Annotated in this window: 14 protein-coding genes; 9 read left to right on the top strand and 5 right to left on the bottom strand. The window is 72.5% G+C overall.

The window, feature by feature from the left end:
- Positions 1–77: 77 nt before the first annotated feature.
- Positions 78–716, top strand: coding sequence for a GNAT family N-acetyltransferase (locus tag FLX08_RS20915; protein WP_142620568.1), 639 nt, complete (start codon positions 78–80; stop codon positions 714–716).
- Positions 717–782: 66 nt separating this feature from the next.
- Entirely contained in the window at positions 783–1,463 is a 681-nt protein-coding gene (locus FLX08_RS20910; protein ID WP_142620567.1) for a copper homeostasis protein CutC, read from the top strand.
- A 59-nt stretch (positions 1,464–1,522) separates the two neighbouring features.
- Here the strand turns inward: FLX08_RS20910 and FLX08_RS20905 are convergent, their stop codons facing one another.
- Positions 1,523–3,103 carry an FAD-dependent oxidoreductase gene (locus FLX08_RS20905; RefSeq protein ID WP_142620566.1) on the bottom strand — a complete coding sequence of 527 codons (1,581 nt, stop codon included), beginning with the start codon at positions 3,101–3,103 and terminating at the stop codon, positions 1,523–1,525.
- Between the two features lie 121 nt (positions 3,104–3,224).
- On the bottom strand, positions 3,225–4,415 hold the full coding sequence (locus FLX08_RS20900; protein ID WP_142620565.1) for a DUF6986 family protein: 1,191 nt from the start codon (positions 4,413–4,415) through the stop codon (positions 3,225–3,227).
- Between the two features lie 210 nt (positions 4,416–4,625).
- On the opposite strand from FLX08_RS20900, the gene FLX08_RS20895 reads away from it, so the two are divergent.
- Positions 4,626–5,270, top strand: coding sequence for an NYN domain-containing protein (locus tag FLX08_RS20895; protein ID WP_167530506.1), 645 nt, complete (start codon positions 4,626–4,628; stop codon positions 5,268–5,270).
- A 56-nt stretch (positions 5,271–5,326) separates the two neighbouring features.
- On the opposite strand, the gene FLX08_RS20890 is transcribed toward FLX08_RS20895, so the two are convergent.
- Positions 5,327–6,661, bottom strand: a complete 1,335-nt coding sequence (locus FLX08_RS20890) for an FAD-dependent oxidoreductase (RefSeq protein ID WP_244312783.1) — start codon at positions 6,659–6,661, stop codon at positions 5,327–5,329.
- 213 nt (positions 6,662–6,874) lie between these two features.
- Here FLX08_RS20890 and FLX08_RS41425 point away from each other — a divergent pair, with 213 nt between their 5' ends.
- Together FLX08_RS41425 and FLX08_RS20880 are read left to right on the top strand one after the other, a co-directional pair.
- Positions 6,875–7,402, top strand: coding sequence for a hypothetical protein (locus FLX08_RS41425; protein WP_208761565.1), 528 nt, complete (start codon positions 6,875–6,877; stop codon positions 7,400–7,402).
- A 186-nt stretch (positions 7,403–7,588) separates the two neighbouring features.
- Positions 7,589–9,331, top strand: coding sequence for a proline--tRNA ligase (locus tag FLX08_RS20880; protein WP_208761564.1), 1,743 nt, complete (start codon positions 7,589–7,591; stop codon positions 9,329–9,331).
- Positions 9,332–9,429: 98 nt separating this feature from the next.
- Here FLX08_RS20880 and FLX08_RS20875 read toward each other — a convergent pair whose 3' ends face one another.
- Together FLX08_RS20875 and FLX08_RS20870 are read right to left on the bottom strand one after the other, a co-directional pair.
- Positions 9,430–9,999 carry a ferritin-like domain-containing protein gene (locus FLX08_RS20875; RefSeq protein ID WP_142620563.1) on the bottom strand — a complete coding sequence of 190 codons (570 nt, stop codon included), beginning with the start codon at positions 9,997–9,999 and terminating at the stop codon, positions 9,430–9,432.
- Positions 9,992–10,510, bottom strand: a complete 519-nt coding sequence (locus FLX08_RS20870) for a hypothetical protein (protein ID WP_142620562.1) — start codon at positions 10,508–10,510, stop codon at positions 9,992–9,994. The genes FLX08_RS20875 and FLX08_RS20870 overlap by 8 nt, the downstream gene beginning before the upstream one ends.
- Positions 10,511–10,714: 204 nt before the next feature.
- Between FLX08_RS20870 and rimP the strand changes: the two genes are divergently transcribed.
- From rimP to infB, 4 genes are all read left to right on the top strand, one after another.
- Positions 10,715–11,242 carry a ribosome maturation factor RimP gene (gene rimP, locus FLX08_RS20865; protein ID WP_142620561.1) on the top strand — a complete coding sequence of 176 codons (528 nt, stop codon included), beginning with the start codon at positions 10,715–10,717 and terminating at the stop codon, positions 11,240–11,242.
- 22 nt (positions 11,243–11,264) lie between these two features.
- Positions 11,265–12,254, top strand: a complete 990-nt coding sequence (nusA, locus tag FLX08_RS20860; RefSeq protein WP_208761563.1) for a transcription termination factor NusA — start codon at positions 11,265–11,267, stop codon at positions 12,252–12,254.
- On the top strand, positions 12,238–12,540 hold the full coding sequence (locus FLX08_RS20855) for a YlxR family protein (RefSeq protein ID WP_142620559.1): 303 nt from the start codon (positions 12,238–12,240) through the stop codon (positions 12,538–12,540). Before nusA ends, FLX08_RS20855 begins: the two co-directional genes overlap by 17 nt.
- Before the next feature lie 187 nt (positions 12,541–12,727).
- On the top strand, positions 12,728–15,817 hold the full coding sequence (gene infB / locus FLX08_RS20850) for a translation initiation factor IF-2 (RefSeq protein ID WP_142620558.1): 3,090 nt from the start codon (positions 12,728–12,730) through the stop codon (positions 15,815–15,817).
- Positions 15,818–15,858: the final 41 nt, after the last annotated feature.

The raw sequence follows: 15,858 nt of genomic DNA, 5'->3' as shown, positions 1-15,858 counted from the left end.
CCGGACGGACGCTGTACGGCATCCAGCCGTCACTCTCAGTGATCAAATCGCCGCCGTCGGCACGAAAGGAATCAGGCATGCCCGCGAACACCCTGGATCTTGTTACGGAACTCACGCTGCGTCGCGCCACCCCGGCCGACCTGGAGGGGGTCCTCGCCCTGCTGACGCGCACCGCCGGGTGGCTGAACGGCCTCGGCGTCCGGCAGTGGCCCGCCGGGGGCTTTCCCGCCGAGCGCATCGAACCGCTCATCGGCGCGGGCGTCATGTACCTCCTGGACGACGGTTCGCCGGCGCCGGCCGCCACGATCGCCGTGGACGGCCATGCCGACGCCGAGTTCTGGACCCCCGCCGACCGCCCCGGCGACGCGCTCTACGTCCACAAGCTCGCCGTGAGCAGGACCTGCTCGGGCCAGGGCCTGGGGGAGGTGCTGCTCGACTGGGCCGCCCTGCGGGCCGCCGCGCACGACCGGCCCTACCTGCGGCTGGACTGCGCCAAGGACAACGCCCGCCTGCAGGCGTACTACAGGAAGGCGGGCTTCCGGCACGTCCGCACCGTCGACCTGCCGCACCGCGCCTCCGGCGCGCTGTTCGAGCGGGACGCCAGCGCCGCGATCCCGGCCGCGCCGTCCCATCAGCACACGCCGGTGGTGCCGGCCCAGCGCTCGGGACATGCGGTGCAAGCCTGGAGAGTTCTTGACATCACCGCTCACAACTAGTTGATCGAGTGCTGAACAGGGCGGATGCCGTGAGGCCCCGCAAAGGGACCGGATACTGTTCACTTCATGACGGGATCCCTCCTTGAAGTGATCGCGCTCGACGTGCGTGACGCCGTGGCCGCCGAGGAGGGCGGAGCGGACCGCCTGGAAATCGTGTCCGGCATGGACGTGGGCGGGCTCACCCCCTCGGCGGACCTCGTCGCGGCGATCGCGCGCGAGTGCGGGCTGCCGCAGATGGTCATGCTCCGCTGCAACGCCGGGTTCACCGTGACCCCGGAGGAGCTCGACCGGCTGCGCGGCCACGTCAAGGAACTCGCCGAGGCCGGCGCGGCGGGCTTCGTCTTCGGCTTCCTGTCCGAGGACGGGTCGGTCGACAGGGAGGCGACGGACGCGCTGATCCACGCGGTCTCGCCGCTGCCCTGGACCTTCCACCGCGCCGTGGACAACGCCGCCGACGTCCGGGCCGCCTGGCGTGCCGTACGGCTGCTGCCGAACCTGGCGACCGTCCTCACGTCGGGCTTGCCCGAGGGGGTCGGCAGCGGCCTCGGCGTGTTACGCGCGCGGGCCGAGGCGGGGGACGCCTCGCTCGTGCTCGCCGGCGGCGGCCTGCGCGAGGAGCACGTGCCGGTGCTGCTCGACTACGGCGTCCGCGCCTTCCACGTGGGCACCGCCGTACGGGGCTCGTGGCAGGAGCCGGTCGACCCGGGCCTCGTCAGGCGCTGGCGCGGCATCGTGGACCGGGTCTGACCACCCGGCTCTGGCCACCCTGCCCTGGCCGTCCGGCGCTGACCGTCCGGCGCTGAGACTCAGGCGCGGCGGCGGGCGACCAGGACGGCGTCGCGGCTGGTGACCTCGCTGCCTTCCGGGTCCACGGCCGTGCGCGGCCGGGCCTCGGCCGCCGCGATCTCCCACTCGGCCGGATCGAGCGACGCCGCGATCTCCTCGGCGGTGAACATCATCTGCGGGAAGTGCATCTTCCGGACCCTGGTCACCAGATCGGACGGGTGGTGCCCGACGATCAGCAGAGTGCCGCCCGGGGCCACCGCGGCCGCCAGCCGGGCGAACAGCGTCCGTCTGGCCTCACCCGGCAGGTGCATGTACTGCGCGGACACCAGGTCGTACGCGCTCTCGGGAAAGGCGTGGTCGCGCAGGTCCGCGCGCACCCACTCGGTGCGGTCGGCGACGCCCGCGCCGGCGGCGTGGGCGGCGGCCCGCTCCAGCGCCGTGGCGGAGATGTCGGCTCCCGTCACCCGCCAGCCCCTCGTGGCGAGCCAGACGGCGTCGGCGCCCTCGCCGCTGCCGACGTCGAGGGCCCGGCCCGGAGGAAGCTGCGCGGCCTCGGCGACGAGCTGCGGATTCGGGTGGCCGCTCCAGATCGCCGGCCGGGAGCGGTAGCGCTCCTCCCAGGCCGCCTCCTCGAACAGCGTGCGCATCTCGTTCCGGTAGGCGGCGACGGCCTCCCGGGTCTCCTCGGCGATGAGATCCGCGTTGATCGCGGCCCCGGCGGCCAGGCCCGCGGCGGCGGACGCGATCACGACGGCGCGTACGTCCGTGACGTTCCCCGCCACCCAGACACCGGGCACGGCGGTCGCGCCGGTCGGCTCCGCGGCGATCCTGGTGCCCGCCAGGTGGCCGCCGAGCTCCACCTCGGCCGGCTTGAGTCCGAGCGACTCCAGCACCTGGGACCGGGCGGCGAGCGGCGCGCCGACGACCAGCGCGTCCAGCGCGACGACCTCGCCGGAGGCCAGCCGCACCCCGGTGAGCGCGTCGCCGGTCACCTCGATCCCCGTGACGGGGCCGTCGGCGACCGGGATCCTGCGCGCGGCGAGCCGTTCGGCCTCCTCCTCCGACGGCGCGGGGCAGTGGTGGGCCAGGAACACCACGTCCTCGCTCCACTGCCGCCACAGAAGGGCCTGCTCGACGGCGAGCGGCCCGGTGGCCAGGACGCCGATGCGCCGGTCGCGCACCTCCCACCCGTGGCAGTAGGGGCAGTGGAGCACGTCGCGGCCCCACCGCCCGGCCAGGCCCGGCACGTCGGGCAGCTCGTCCACGGCCCCGGTCGCCACGAGCAGCCGGCGGGCCCGGACGGCGCGGCCGTCGTCCAGCGTCACGAGGAAGTCGTCGCCTTCCCGCGTGGCCGTCTCGGCCCGCCCGGTGACGACCTCGCCGCCGTAACCGATCACTTCCTCGCGCCCGGCCGCCCGCAACTCGGCCGGCGGCGTGCCGTCCAGACCGAGGTAGTTGTGCATGTGCGCGGCCGGGGCGTTGCGCGGCTCTCCCGCGTCCACGACCAGCACCGACCGCCGGGCCCGCGCCAGCGCCAGGGCGCCGCTGAGCCCCGCGGGGCCGCCGCCCACCACGACCACGTCGTACTTCTTCTCGTCCACCTCTGCCTCCCGTGTCGGCGTCTGTTGCCGATGTCGGGGCAACAGTGCGGCACAGGAGGCGAAGGCGGCAAGGAACCTTGCCGATATGGCAAACTCGGCAGAGGGCGCGGCCGGCCCGGTCTCAGCAGAGGGCGCGGTCTGCCCGGGCCAGGGCGGCGATCAGAGTTCTGATCGTCGCGGGCTCGTCCAGCAGGCCCCCCGAGGCCGCGCGCCGTTCCTGCCAGGCGCGCACCCGTTCGGCGTACTTCTCATAGCAGGTCAGGTGGAAGGCGTAGACGGTCGTGAAGCGGCTGACCAGGTGCGAGGGGTCCATGTCCCAGCCCTGGTAGAAGCCGTGCCTAAGCGAGTGCGACACCAGCGCCGAGTGCCTGCGCAGCAGGGCGTGCACGTCGGCCGCGGCGTCCGAGGCCGGGGCCGCGGCAAGTGAGCCGTCCGACAGCTCCACCCCTGTCCCCGACAGCGTCGTCTGCATGACATGCCGCGCGTGGTCGCAGGCCGGGTGGTCGAGCCGCTGCTCGTCCGGGGGCAGCCCGAGCGCGGCCGTGTAGTCGAACACGCCGAAGTGGGCGGCCGCCAGCCGGCCGCACAGCGAGGGCACCAGGTCGGCCGACCGCTGGAGCATGAGCACGGTCTGCGGGGCCTCCACCTGCATCTCGAAGCGCAGCGTGCCGGACGGCAAGCGGAGCCCGCGCTCCAGCGCCTCCAGGCAGCGTGCGAACTGGTGCAGGTAGTCCTCCATCAGGACCTTGGGGAACGTCACCGTGAACCCGTCGGGGAGTCTGCCGGCCCGCCGTACGACCTCGGTCAGGAACCCGTCGAGCGTGCGCACCGAGCGCACGGGGTCGCCGTCGGCGAACGACTTCACCCGCAGCCCCCACCTGCGGGGCAGCGTGCCCGCCTCGTGCATCGCGGCCACGGCCGCCGCCGCCGACTCGGCGTGCCTGTCCTCCTCCTCGGGGGAGCGCACGCCGTAGCCGTCCTCGAAGTCGATCCGCAGGTCCTCGATCGGCTCGGCGTGCAGCTTCCTGCGCACCCGGTCGTGCACGGGCTGGGCCAGATCGAGGTCGAGGTCGAACAGCGCGGCCAGCTCGGCGGGAGTGAACAGGAGCCGGTGGAGGAGGTCGGTCGCGGCGTGCCCCCACTGCTGGACGATCTCCGCCGTCACCCGGTCCGCGGGCACGTACACCGTGTGCACCGGCTGCCACGCGGGCTCCCGTGCGGGGAAGCGGGCGAGCTGTTCGTCGTGGGTGCCGGCGAAGCCGTCGAGCAGCCCGTCGATCAGGCCGTCTGGGCCGGTCAGCGTCGTCTCCATGAGGACGATCCTCGCAGAAGCACCCGCCACGAGGACGTCATCACACAACGTCGCTGCACGACCACGTTCGGTTGGCTATTCTTTTCCTCGAACAGCCGATCGAACAGGTGATCGAATCGGCGGAGAAAAAGAAACGGCCCCCTGTCGGGGGCCGTAGAGCCCGGGGACGTAACCCCGGGCGCGGTGACTCCATGTTAGGAGATGATGGCGGTGCGCGACAACCCCGTTCCCCAAGTCCTGCGTGTCGGGGTCTACGTGGACGGGTTCAACCTCTACTACGGACTGCGCTCCCTGCGGGGACGCCGTTATCTCTGGCTCGATCTCCGGGCGTTGGCGGGCCGGCTGCTGAGGCCCGGGCAGACGCTGACGGCCGTCCGCTACTTCAGCGCCCATGTGCGCGGGGAACCGGCCGCGCTGCTGCGGCAGAAGACCTACCTCGCGGTGCTGGAGAGCATGGGGGTCGAGGTGGTGCTCGGGCGGTTCCAGGAGCAGCGGGCCTCCTGCCGGGCCTGCGGCGTCTCCTGGCGGACCTACGAGGAGAAGCAGTCCGACGCCGCGCTGGCCGCCGCGCTGGTCGGCGAAGTCGCCCTCGACCTGGTCGACATGGTGCTGCTGCTGTCGGCCGACTCCGACCTGTGCGCGGCCATCGAGGCGGTGCGCCAGGTGGACGCCCGGCGCGGCGGCAAGACCCGGGTCGTCACCGTCTTCCCGCCCGGCAGACGCTCGGACGGCCTGCGCCTCGCGAGCGACGCCTGGTTTCCTCTCGGCGAGGCGCTCGTCCGGCAGTCGCAACTGCCCGACCTCGTTCCCGGCCGTGACGGGGCGCGCTATCACCGGCCGGCCCACTGGTCCTGACCACGCCGTCCCGTCGGAACGAGACACCCGTCAGGACGTGGCCTCAGCGATCGTTGTCAGGACGCGCCACCCGGGCGGGCGAGCCGGCCGCACGCGTTCAGCATCGCGTCCCTGCCCACCAGCTTCACCCGTTCGCCCCTGCCGAGGCTGCCGGCCAGCGCGGCCTCCGCGGCCTCGATCGCCAGCCAGTCCTCGTACGTCACCGGGCTCAGCCCGCGCGCGGCGAGCAGGTCGTCCAGCCGGGCGGTCGCCGTTCCCGGCACCACCTCGGCGAGCAGCGTGCGCACGGTCTCGGCGGCGTCGGACTTGTTGGTCCCGATCACGCCGGTCGGCCCTCGCTTGAGCCAGCCCGCGACGTACTGCCGGTCGGTCACCTTGCCGGCGACGTTCGGCACCGTCATCGTCGCCGGGTCGAACGGCACCCCGGGCAGCGCCACGCTCTGGTAGCCCACCGAGCGCATCACCATGTCCGCCGGGATCGTCTCGAAGTCGCCGGTCCCGACGACCCGCCCGTTCTCCAGCCGGGTCCGCTCCAGCCGTACCCCCTCGACCCGGGACACGCCGAGGATCTCCACCGGACGCAGCCAGAAACGCACCTCCAGACGGCGGGGCCGGTCGGCAGGCTTGCGCTCCGACCACGACCGCAGCACGTCCACGTTGCCCCTGACCTGGCGCGACAGCGGGGTCAGGTCGGCGACCGCGACCTCGTCGGGATAGGTCAGGACGTCGGCGTTCAGCAGCTCGCCGAGCTCCCGCAGCTCCTTCAGGGTGAACTTCGCGTGCTCGGGCCCGCGCCGGCCGACCATGTGGATCCGCTTCACCTTGGAGGCGGCCAGCCGGTCGAGCACCTCCTCGGGCACGTCCGTGCCGCGCAGCTCGTCGGCCGTCTTCGCCATGATCCGCACCACGTCCACGGCGACGTTGCCGACGCCGATGACGACGACCTCCTCCGCGTCCAGGGAGAACGTGTCCGGCGGGACGTCGGGGTGGCCGCAGTACCAGTTGACGAAGTCGGTCGCCGCGACGCTGCCCGGCAGGTCCTCGCCCGGGACCCCGAGGTGCCTGTCGACCATCGCCCCCGTGCAGTAGACGACGGCGTCGTAGCAGGACAGCAGGTCGTCCGCCGACAGGTCGGCGCCCAGCTCGACGCCGCCCAGGAAGCGCACGCCCGGGGTCTCCAGCACCCTGCGCAGGTAGCCGGCGATCGACTTGATCGACGTGTGGTCGGGCGCCACGCCATAGCGGACCAGCCCGTACGGCGTCGGCAGGCGTTCGAGGACGTCCACCTCGACGGGGTCGTGCGACTGTTTGACCAGTGCCTCGGCCGTGTAAATGCCGGCCGGGCCCGACCCGACGATCGCGACGCGCAGTGTCACCATGGCCTCCAGCATCTGCGGACGCTCCCTGTCAGTGATTCTTTATCACCGCCGGTCGCCGTGCGAACGGAACGCCGTGCCGTCACACCGGATTGGCATCCGTGTTGTGATGATTCGCGGGGTTGCGGCGACCATGCGGCCACGATCAAAGTGATGCCCGTGGGCAGTGGGGCTAAAAGACGGGGAAACCCGCGGACGAGAAGGCCGGGCGGTGGCACCCTCCCTGACATGAGGGGACTCCGCGGGGGGCGGGACGAGCCCGGGGCCTCACCGGCCACGGCGCACAGCCCGCAGAACGGTCAAGAGGACGGCGACGCGCCGCCGCCCGGCTCCGGGCCGGACGGGCTCAGGTATGAGGCGCTGGGGCGGGTCATGGCCGCGTTATCCGGCGAGGCGGAGATGCTGGAGGCGTGCCGCGACCTCACGTGGTGGCGGGGCACCGACCGCTCCTGGCACATCGAGTGGCGCGACGGCCCGTACGCCGCCGAGGTGGCGGCGCAGCTCCTGGACCGGATCGGCGAGCCGGGCCAGGACACCGTGCGGGCGGCCCCCGCGGGCCCGGCGACCACGTCCACGGCGATGCTGAACGTGATGGGCGTGACCTTCGTGCTGCGGGCCATCGACCCGTTCGGCAGGGAGCGGCTGCGGACGAAGCCCGGCCTGTGGCGGCTGTCGGCGGCGCTGGACGGCCCGGCCGGCCCCGTCGGCACGGGGGGACGGGGCCGTCAGCACTGGGAGGAACTGCTCGGCGGCTGACCCCGGCGGCCTGCATCGGCTCGCCGTTCTTTTTACGTGAGGCGGTGTGGCCCCCGGAGTCGATAGCCTTGGGGGCACATCGTCTTCGTCTCGTCCCTCCGGTCGTCTCCGAGGGTCCGCGAGGAGATCCGCATCGCACCCCGAGGGGGCGCCGCGGACGAGACCTCTCACGAGCAAGGAGTAGCCGTGCTGCTGCGTATGTCGACCCTGTTCCTGCGCACCCTGCGTGAGGATCCGGCGGACGCGGAAGTGCCGAGCCACAAGCTGCTCGTCCGCGCCGGCTACATCCGCCGCGTCGCGCCCGGCATCTACTCCTGGCTGCCGCTCGGCAAGATCGTGCTGGAGAACGTCGCGCGGGTCGTGCGCGAGGAGATGGACCGGATGGGCGCGCAGGAGGTGCTGTTCCCCGCGCTGCTGCCCCGGGACTTCTACGAGCCCACGGGCCGCTGGACCGAGTATGGCGACACCCTGTTCCGGCTGAAGGACCGCAAGGGCGCCGACTACCTCCTCGGGCCGACCCACGAGGAGATGTTCACCGACATGGTGAAGGGGGAGTACTCCTCCTACAAGGACTACCCCGTCACCCTCTATCAGATCCAGACGAAGTACCGCGACGAGGCCCGGCCCCGGGCGGGCATCCTGCGGGGCCGCGAGTTCGTCATGAAGGACTCCTACTCCTTCGACCTCGACGACGACGGGCTCAAGCGGTCCTACGAGATGCACCGCGAGGCGTACATCCGCATCTTCGACCGCCTCGGCATCGACTACAAGATCTGCTTCGCTATGTCGGGCGCGATGGGCGGGTCGGCCTCCGAGGAGTTCCTCGCCCCCTGCCCGACCGGTGAGGACACCTTCGTGGCCTGCCACAACTGCGGATACGCGGCCAACGCCGAGGCGGTCGTCACGCCCGCGCCGCCCGCCGTCACCGCCGAGCAGCCCCCCATGAAGGTGCTCGACACGCCCGACACCCCGACGATCGAGTCGCTCGTCTCGTATGTCAACGAGACGTACGGCCTGGGTATCACCGCCGCCGACACGCTGAAGAACCTCGTCGTCAAGGTCCGCACGCCGGGCTCCGACGAGGTCAAGACGGTGATCGTCGGCGTGCCCGGCGACCGCGAGGTCGACTTCAAGCGCCTTGAGGCGGCGCTCGCGCCCGGTGTGCCGGAGATCTTCGAGGCCGAGGACTTCGCCCGCCACCCCGGCCTGGTGCGCGGCTACATCGGCCCGCAGGTGCTCAAGGACCTGGGGATCACCTACCTGGTCGACCCCCGCGTGGTCGAGGGCTCTGCCTGGGTGACGGGCGCCAACGAGCCGGGCAAGCACGCCGCGCACGTGGTCGTGGGCCGCGACTTCCAGCCCGACGGCACCATCGAGGCCGCCGAGGTGCGGGCGGGCGACGCCTGCCCCCGCTGCGCGCACCCGCTGTCGATCGACCGGGGCATCGAGATCGGCCACATCTTCCAGCTCGGCCGCAAGTACGCCGACGCCGCCCAGCTCGACGCGCTCGGGCCCGACGGCAAGCCCATCCGCATCACCATGGGCTCGTACGGCGTCGGCGTGTCCCGGGCGGTGGCCGTGCTCGCCGAGCAGCGCCACGACGAGCTGGGCCTGGTGTGGCCCAGGGAGGTGGCGCCCGCCGACGTGCACATCGTGGGCACCGGCAAGGAGAACCAGATCGAGGTCGCGAGCAACCTCGCCGAGACCCTTGAGGCGCGGGGGCTGCGCGTGCTCGTGGACGACCGCCCCGGCGTGTCGCCCGGCGTCAAGTTCAAGGACTCCGAGCTGCTCGGCCTGCCCACCGTGCTGATCGTCGGCCGGGGCCTGGCCAGCGGCGTGGTCGAGCTGCGCGACCGGGCCACCGGCACCAAGGAGGAGATCCCGCTGGACGAGGCCGTCGAGCGGGTGCTGGCCGCCTGCCGGGCCTGATCGCCGGACGCCTCTGATCACCACACGGCGCCGCCGGCCCCCTCACACGCGAAGGGGCCGGCGGCGCCGTGTCGCTGAGCGCCGTCGCGGGGTGGACCCTATTGGCCGTCCTGGGCGGACGGTTCCGGCTGGACCTCCTGGCCGGGAGCGGCGTCCGCCCCGTCCGGTCCTGAGGAGGCTCCGTCTGCCCCGGCCTCCTCTGCGGGGGCGGCGGCGTCGGCGCCGCCGCGGCCCATGCCCGGGAACGGGTCGCCGATCTTCGGCTGCCAGCCGTACGCGCGGGTCGCGGACTCCTGCGCGGCCAGGGCGGCGATCCGCCGTAGTGCCGGGTCGCGGTCGGCGGCGAGCTCCAGGTAGGCGGTGGTCACCCGCTGCTCCACCAGCACGGCCAGGCGCACCGCGTCGGCCGGTTTGCGCACCTCGAAAGGCAGCAGGTAGGTGGGGCCGGGCTCGGCGGGCGTGCCGCCCCGCTGGGTGATGAGGGCCCGGAGCTGGTCGCGCCGCGCCCGGTGGGCGTCGAACCCCGCGGTGGCGCGTTTGAGCAGCGCGCCGCCGGTCTTCCCGCCGATCACTCCGTAGGCGTACACGGCGGCGTGCTCGGCGGACAGGGCCCGGCCGAGCGCGTCGACGACCGGCGCCTTGGAGGGCTCGGCCGCACTCTCAGTCACGCACCCTCCCCAGGGCGACGACGTGGACGGCCTCGCACGCGCCGATGCTCGCCAGGAGCTGGGAGAGCGCGGGAGAGGCCGTGGCCATCTGCGCCGGTCGCGCCGACGCCGCGCGCCGTTCGGCGTCCCTGAGCATCTCGACGGACACGGCGGAGGGCGACGGGGGTGCGGCGGACGCGGCCGGTGGCGCGGGGCTCGCGGGGAAGGTTCCCGCGCCGCCCCCGGCGGGCAGGAGCGCGCGCAGCGCCTGCAGATGGGCCGCGTGACGCTGACGGAACGGCTCCAGCGCGGCGGCCCGGGCGGGCAGGGCGGCGATCGCCTGCCCGTAGAGCGAGACGAGGTGTTCCTTGCCCGCGATCAGCGAGGTGAGCAGCACGGTCTGCGGATCCGGCGCGGCCGGAACGGCCGGCTTCCGCGGGGCCGAGGAGCAGCCCGCCGCGGCCAGACCGGCCGCGGCGGCGGAGCCCAGCAACACGCGTCTCGTCACCCGTGGCCCGCCGCTGTGTCTCACGACACAGCATCGTACGGCGCGGCGCGCACTGGTCATCGCCCGTGACCGTGATGATCGTGCCGTGTCGGGTCGCCGCCCGGGTGTGGCGCTGTTTCCACCTCCCGGTGTCGATAGGCTGTTGGCACATCGGGCTTGGGCACCAGGGGCTTGGGCACTACGGTCACAGGCAACGATCACAGCCACACGGTCATTTGGGAGGTCGGCATGGGCAGCGACGCTCGACGCGGCCGCCTGGTTGAGCTGCTCGGCCCGGTCGTCGCCGCCGAGGGTTTCGACCTGGAGGACGTCACGGTCACACCGGCGGGCCGCCGGCGGCTGGTGCGCGTCGTGGTGGACCGGGACGGCGGCGTGAGCCTTGACGACGTGGCCGACGTGAGCCAGGCCGTCTCCAAGCGGCTGGACGAGGTGGACGTCCTCGGCGGAAGCCCGTACGTCCTCGAGGTCACCTCTCCCGGAGTCGACAGGCCGCTCACCGAGCCGCGCCACTGGCGCCGGGCGCACGGGCGGCTGGTGAAGGCCGAGCTGCGTGACGGCACCTCCGTCGAGGGCCGGGTGACCGAGGCCGGCGAGACCGATGTGGAGCTGGACGGCGCGCGCCGCATCGCGTACGGCGAGCTGGTGCGCGGCCGGGTGCAGGTCGAGTTCAACCGGCGCGACGCCGGGCTCGACGACGAACTTGACGAAGACCTCGATGTCGACGAAGACATCGACGACGCCGACGACGAGGGCTAGGGGGAGCCTTGTGGACATTGACATGAGCGTCCTGCGCAGCCTGGAGCGGGAGAAGGACATTTCCTTCGACCTGGTCGTCAAGGCGATCGAGGACGCGTTGCTGATCGCGTACTTCCGCACGGAGGGCGCGGCGCAGAAGGCGCGGGCCGAGCTGGACCGCGTCACGGGCCATGTGATCATCTGGGCCGCCGAGCTGGACGAGAACGGCGAGGTCGTGCGGGAGTACGACGACACCCCGTCCAACTTCAGCAGGATCGCCGCCACCACGGCCAAGCAGGTGATCCTCCAGCAGCTGCGCGACGCCGAGGACGAGGTGAACTTCGGCGAGTTCGCCAGCCGCGAGGGCGAGCTGGTCGCGGGCGTCATCCAGCAGGGCAAGGACCCGCGGGTGGTGCTGGTCGACCTAGGCAAGATCGAGGCGATCCTGCCGCACAACGAGCAGGTGCCGGGCGAGGAGTACGCGCACGGCGAGCGCATCCGCTGCTACGTGGTGCAGGTGAAGAAGGGGCCCAAGGGGCCGTCGGTCACCCTGTCGCGCACGCACCCCAACCTGGTGAAGAAGCTCTTCGCGCTGGAGGTGCCGGAGATCGCCGACGGGACGGTGGAGATCGCGGCCATCGCCCGCGAGGCCGGCCACCGCACGAAGATCGCGGTGCGGTCGCGCAAGCCCGGCGTCAACGCCAAGGGCGCCTGCATCGGCCCGATGGGCTCGCGCGTGCGCAACGTCATGACGGAGCTGCACGGCGAGAAGATCGACATCATCGACTGGTCGGAGGATCCGGCCGAGTTCGTCGGGAATGCCCTGTCGCCCGCGCGTGTTTCCCGTGTCGAGGTGGTCGACGCCGAGAACCGCACCGCGCGTGTGATCGTGCCCGACTACCAGTTGTCCCTGGCGATCGGCAAGGAGGGCCAGAACGCCCGCCTCGCCAACCGTCTTACGGGCTGGCGGATCGACATCCGTCCAGACACCGAGCAGGCACCTGCTGATCCCGCTGATGCGTCGGCGAGGTAAGCTGGAATATGGTTACCAGGCAGCCCCGCTGAGAACGTGTGTGGGCTGCCGGGTTCGCACGGTAAAGTCCGAGTTGCTCCGCCTGGTCGCGGTCGAGGGCGTGATCGTCCCCGACACGCGAGGACGGCTCCCGGGACGTGGTGCCTCGTTGCATCCGTCCCCGCGCTGTCTGGAGCTCGCCGAGCGTCGCCGGGCGTTCCCACGCGCGTTTCGCGTGGAGGGACCGCTCGATACGTCGCTCTTGCGGGCTCACTTGGAGGGGTTGACGCCGGGGCGGTCCGGGTGAATGGTTACCGCTGGCCCTCGGTATCGGCTCCGGGAGCCAGGGCACGACGAAATTGTCATGTAGGACGCCGAGTTGATGGGCGGAGTCAGATTGCTATGAGCGCCTGATGAGCACGCGGCGATGAGTACGTTCAGGTAGCGACGGTCCGGCGGCACTGCTAGCCTCCCGGGCCGAGTTAGGGAGTGCAGTGGCGAAGGTCCGGGTATACGAGCTCGCCAAGGAGTTCGGGGTCGAGAGCAAGGTCGTGATGGCCAAGCTCACCGAAATGGGCGAGTTCGTGAGGTCGGCGTCCTCGACGATAGAGGCGCCGGTCGTCCGCAAACTGACCGAGGCGTTCAAGGGTGACGCCTCCAAGGGCGGGGGGAAGCCCGCCCGTCCGGCGCAGCCGAAGCCTGCGCCGAGGCCGGCAGAGAGCCAGGCCAACGGGGGCGCCGCGCAGGCGCCCGTTTCACAGTCCACCGGCGCGGTGGCCAAGCCGGGTCCGAAGCCCGGCCCGCGGCCCGCTCCGCGTCCGGTTCCGATGCCTCACCCGCCGGTGTCCCAGCCGGGCACACCCGGCCCCGAGGCCGTCCGCCCGCAGGCGCCCCGTCCCGAGGGTCCGCGTCCGGCGGCCGCAGGCCCGAGGCCGGGCGGCCCAGGCGCCGGTGCGCCCAAGCCGGGTCCCCGGCCGGCGCCGGCTCCGGCTCCGCGCCCGGGTGGCGCACCCGCCGGTCCCGGCGCGCCCACCGGTGGCGCTCCGCGTCCCGGTGCGCCCAAGCCGGGCCCGCGTGGCCCGCGTCCGGGCAACAACCCGTTCTCCTCGACCGCCAGCGGCATGGGCCAGCGCCCCGCGCGGCCCGGTGGCCGTGACGGTGGTCGTCCCGACCGCGGGGACCGTCCCGACCGTGGCGACGGCGCTCCGCGCGAGCCGCGTCGTGACGGCGCGCGCGACGGAGCCATGCCGCGTCCGCCGGGCGCGCGTTCCGGCGCTCCGGGCGCCGGTGGCCCGCGTCCCGGGCCCGCTGGTCCGCGTCCCGGACCGGGCATGGGCGGTCCGCGCCCCGGCCCCGGCGCCGGTGGCCCGCGTCCCGGTGGTCCGCGTCCGAACCCGATGATGATGCCGCAGGGCCGTCCGGCCGCGCCGGGCGGTCGTCCCGGTGGTCCCGGCGGCGGTGGCCGTCCCGGTGGTCCCGGTGGTGGCGGTGGCCGTCCGGGTGGCGGCGGCGGTCGTCCCGGTGGTGGCTTCGGCGGTCCGCGTCCCGGCGCCACGGGTGCCGGTCGTCCCGGTGGTCCGGGCGGCGGTCCCGGCGGTGGCGGCGGCGGTTTCGCCGGCCGTCCCGGTGGTGGCGGCGGCCGTGGTCGCGGTGGCGGCACGGCGGGCGCGTTCGGGCGTCCGGGTGGCCGTCCGACCCGTGGCCGCAAGTCCAAGCGCCAGAGGCGCCAGGAGTTCGACAACATGCAGGCCCCGGCGATCGGCGGCGTGCAGGTTCCGCGTGGCGGCGGCCAGACGATCCGCCTTCCGCGTGGCGCGTCCCTGTCGGACTTCGCCGACCGGATCGGCGCCAACCCCGCCTCGCTCGTGCAGATCATGCTGCACCTCGGCGAGATGGTGACGGCGACCCAGTCGGTCAACGAGGAGACGCTTCAGCTTCTCGGCGCCGAGCTGGATTACGAGATCCAGGTCGTCAGCCCGGAGGAGGAGGACCGCGAGCTCCTCGAGTCCTTCAAGATCGAGTTCGGCGAGGACGAGGGCGACGAGGCCGACCTCGCGCCGCGTCCGCCGGTCGTGACCGTCATGGGTCACGTCGACCACGGTAAGACGAAGCTGCTCGACGCGATCCGCCACACCAACGTGGTGGCCCGCGAGGCAGGCGGCATCACCCAGCACATCGGCGCCTACCAGGTGGGGACGACGCACGAGGGCGAGCCGCGGAAGATCACCTTCATCGACACCCCGGGTCACGAGGCGTTCACCGCCATGCGTGCCCGTGGTGCGCAGGCCACCGACATCGCGGTGCTGGTGGTCGCGGCCGACGACGGTGTGAAGCCGCAGACCATCGAGGCGCTGAACCACGCCCAGGCGGCGAACGTCCCGGTCGTGGTGGCGGTCAACAAGATCGACAAGGAGGGCGCGGACCCGACCAAGGTGCGGGCCCAGCTCACCGAGTACGGCCTGGTGGCCGAGGAGTTCGGTGGCTCCACCCTCTTCGTCGACATCTCGGCCAAGCAGGGCATCGGCATCGAGAACCTGCTCGAGGCCATCCTGCTGACCGCGGACGCCGAGCTCGACCTGCGGGCCAACCCGGAGATGGACGCTCAGGGTCTCGCGATCGAGGCGCACCTCGACAAGGGCCGCGGCCCGGTGGCGACCGTGCTCGTGCAGCGCGGCACGCTGCGGGTGGGCGACTCGATCGTCTGTGGCGAGGCCTTCGGCCGCGTCCGCGCGATGCTGGACGACAACGGCGAGACGGTCGAAGAGGCCGACCCGTCGCGTCCGGTCCTGGTCCTCGGTCTGACGGCCGTCCCGCGTGCCGGTGACAACTTCATCGTCGTCACCGACGACCGCATGGCCCGCCAGATCGCCCAGCAGCGGGCGGCCAGGCAGCGCATCGCCGACATGGCCAGGTCCGGCCGTCGCCGCACCCTCGAGGAGCTGTTCAAGGACCTCGAGAAGGGCCAGGTCGACGAGCTCAAGCTCATCATCAAGGGTGACGTCTCCGGTTCCGTCGAGGCCCTGGAGGACGCGCTGCTCAAGATCGACGTCGGCGAGGAGGTGCGCCTGCGGGTGCTCCACCGCGCGGTCGGCGCCATCACCGAGCACGACGTCAACCTGGCGATGGGCGACGACAACGCCGTCATCATCGGCTTCAACGTGCGTCCCGAGGTGCGGGCGCGCGACCTGGCCGAGCGCGAGGGCGTTGACATCCGCTACTACTCGGTCATCTACCAGGCGATCGAGGAGATCGAGGCGGCCCTCAAGGGCATGCTGAAGCCGGAGTTCGAGGAGGTCAGGACCGGCACCGCCGAGATTCGCGAGGTCTTCAAGGTCCCGCGGATCGGCAACGTCGCCGGTTCGATCGTGCGCTCGGGCGTCATCACCCGCAACAGCAAGGCCCGGCTCATCCGCGACGGCGTCGTGGTGGCCGACAACCTCACCGTCTCGTCGCTGCGTCGCTTCAAGGACGACGCGACCGAGGTCCGCGAGGGCTTCGAGTGCGGTATCGGTATCGGCTACAGCGACATCCGGGTCGAGGACGTCATCGAGACGTTCGAGATGCAGGAGAAGCCGCGCGTCTGACGCGCCGTTCCGCCGCCCCCGCCACGCGCGGGGGCGGCGGC

This window comes from Microbispora hainanensis (genome assembly GCF_006874475.1).
Taxonomy (GTDB): domain Bacteria; phylum Actinomycetota; class Actinomycetes; order Streptosporangiales; family Streptosporangiaceae; genus Microbispora; species Microbispora hainanensis.
Note: the sequence above shows the minus strand (reverse complement) of the source record. Positions and strands in the feature narration are given on the sequence as shown.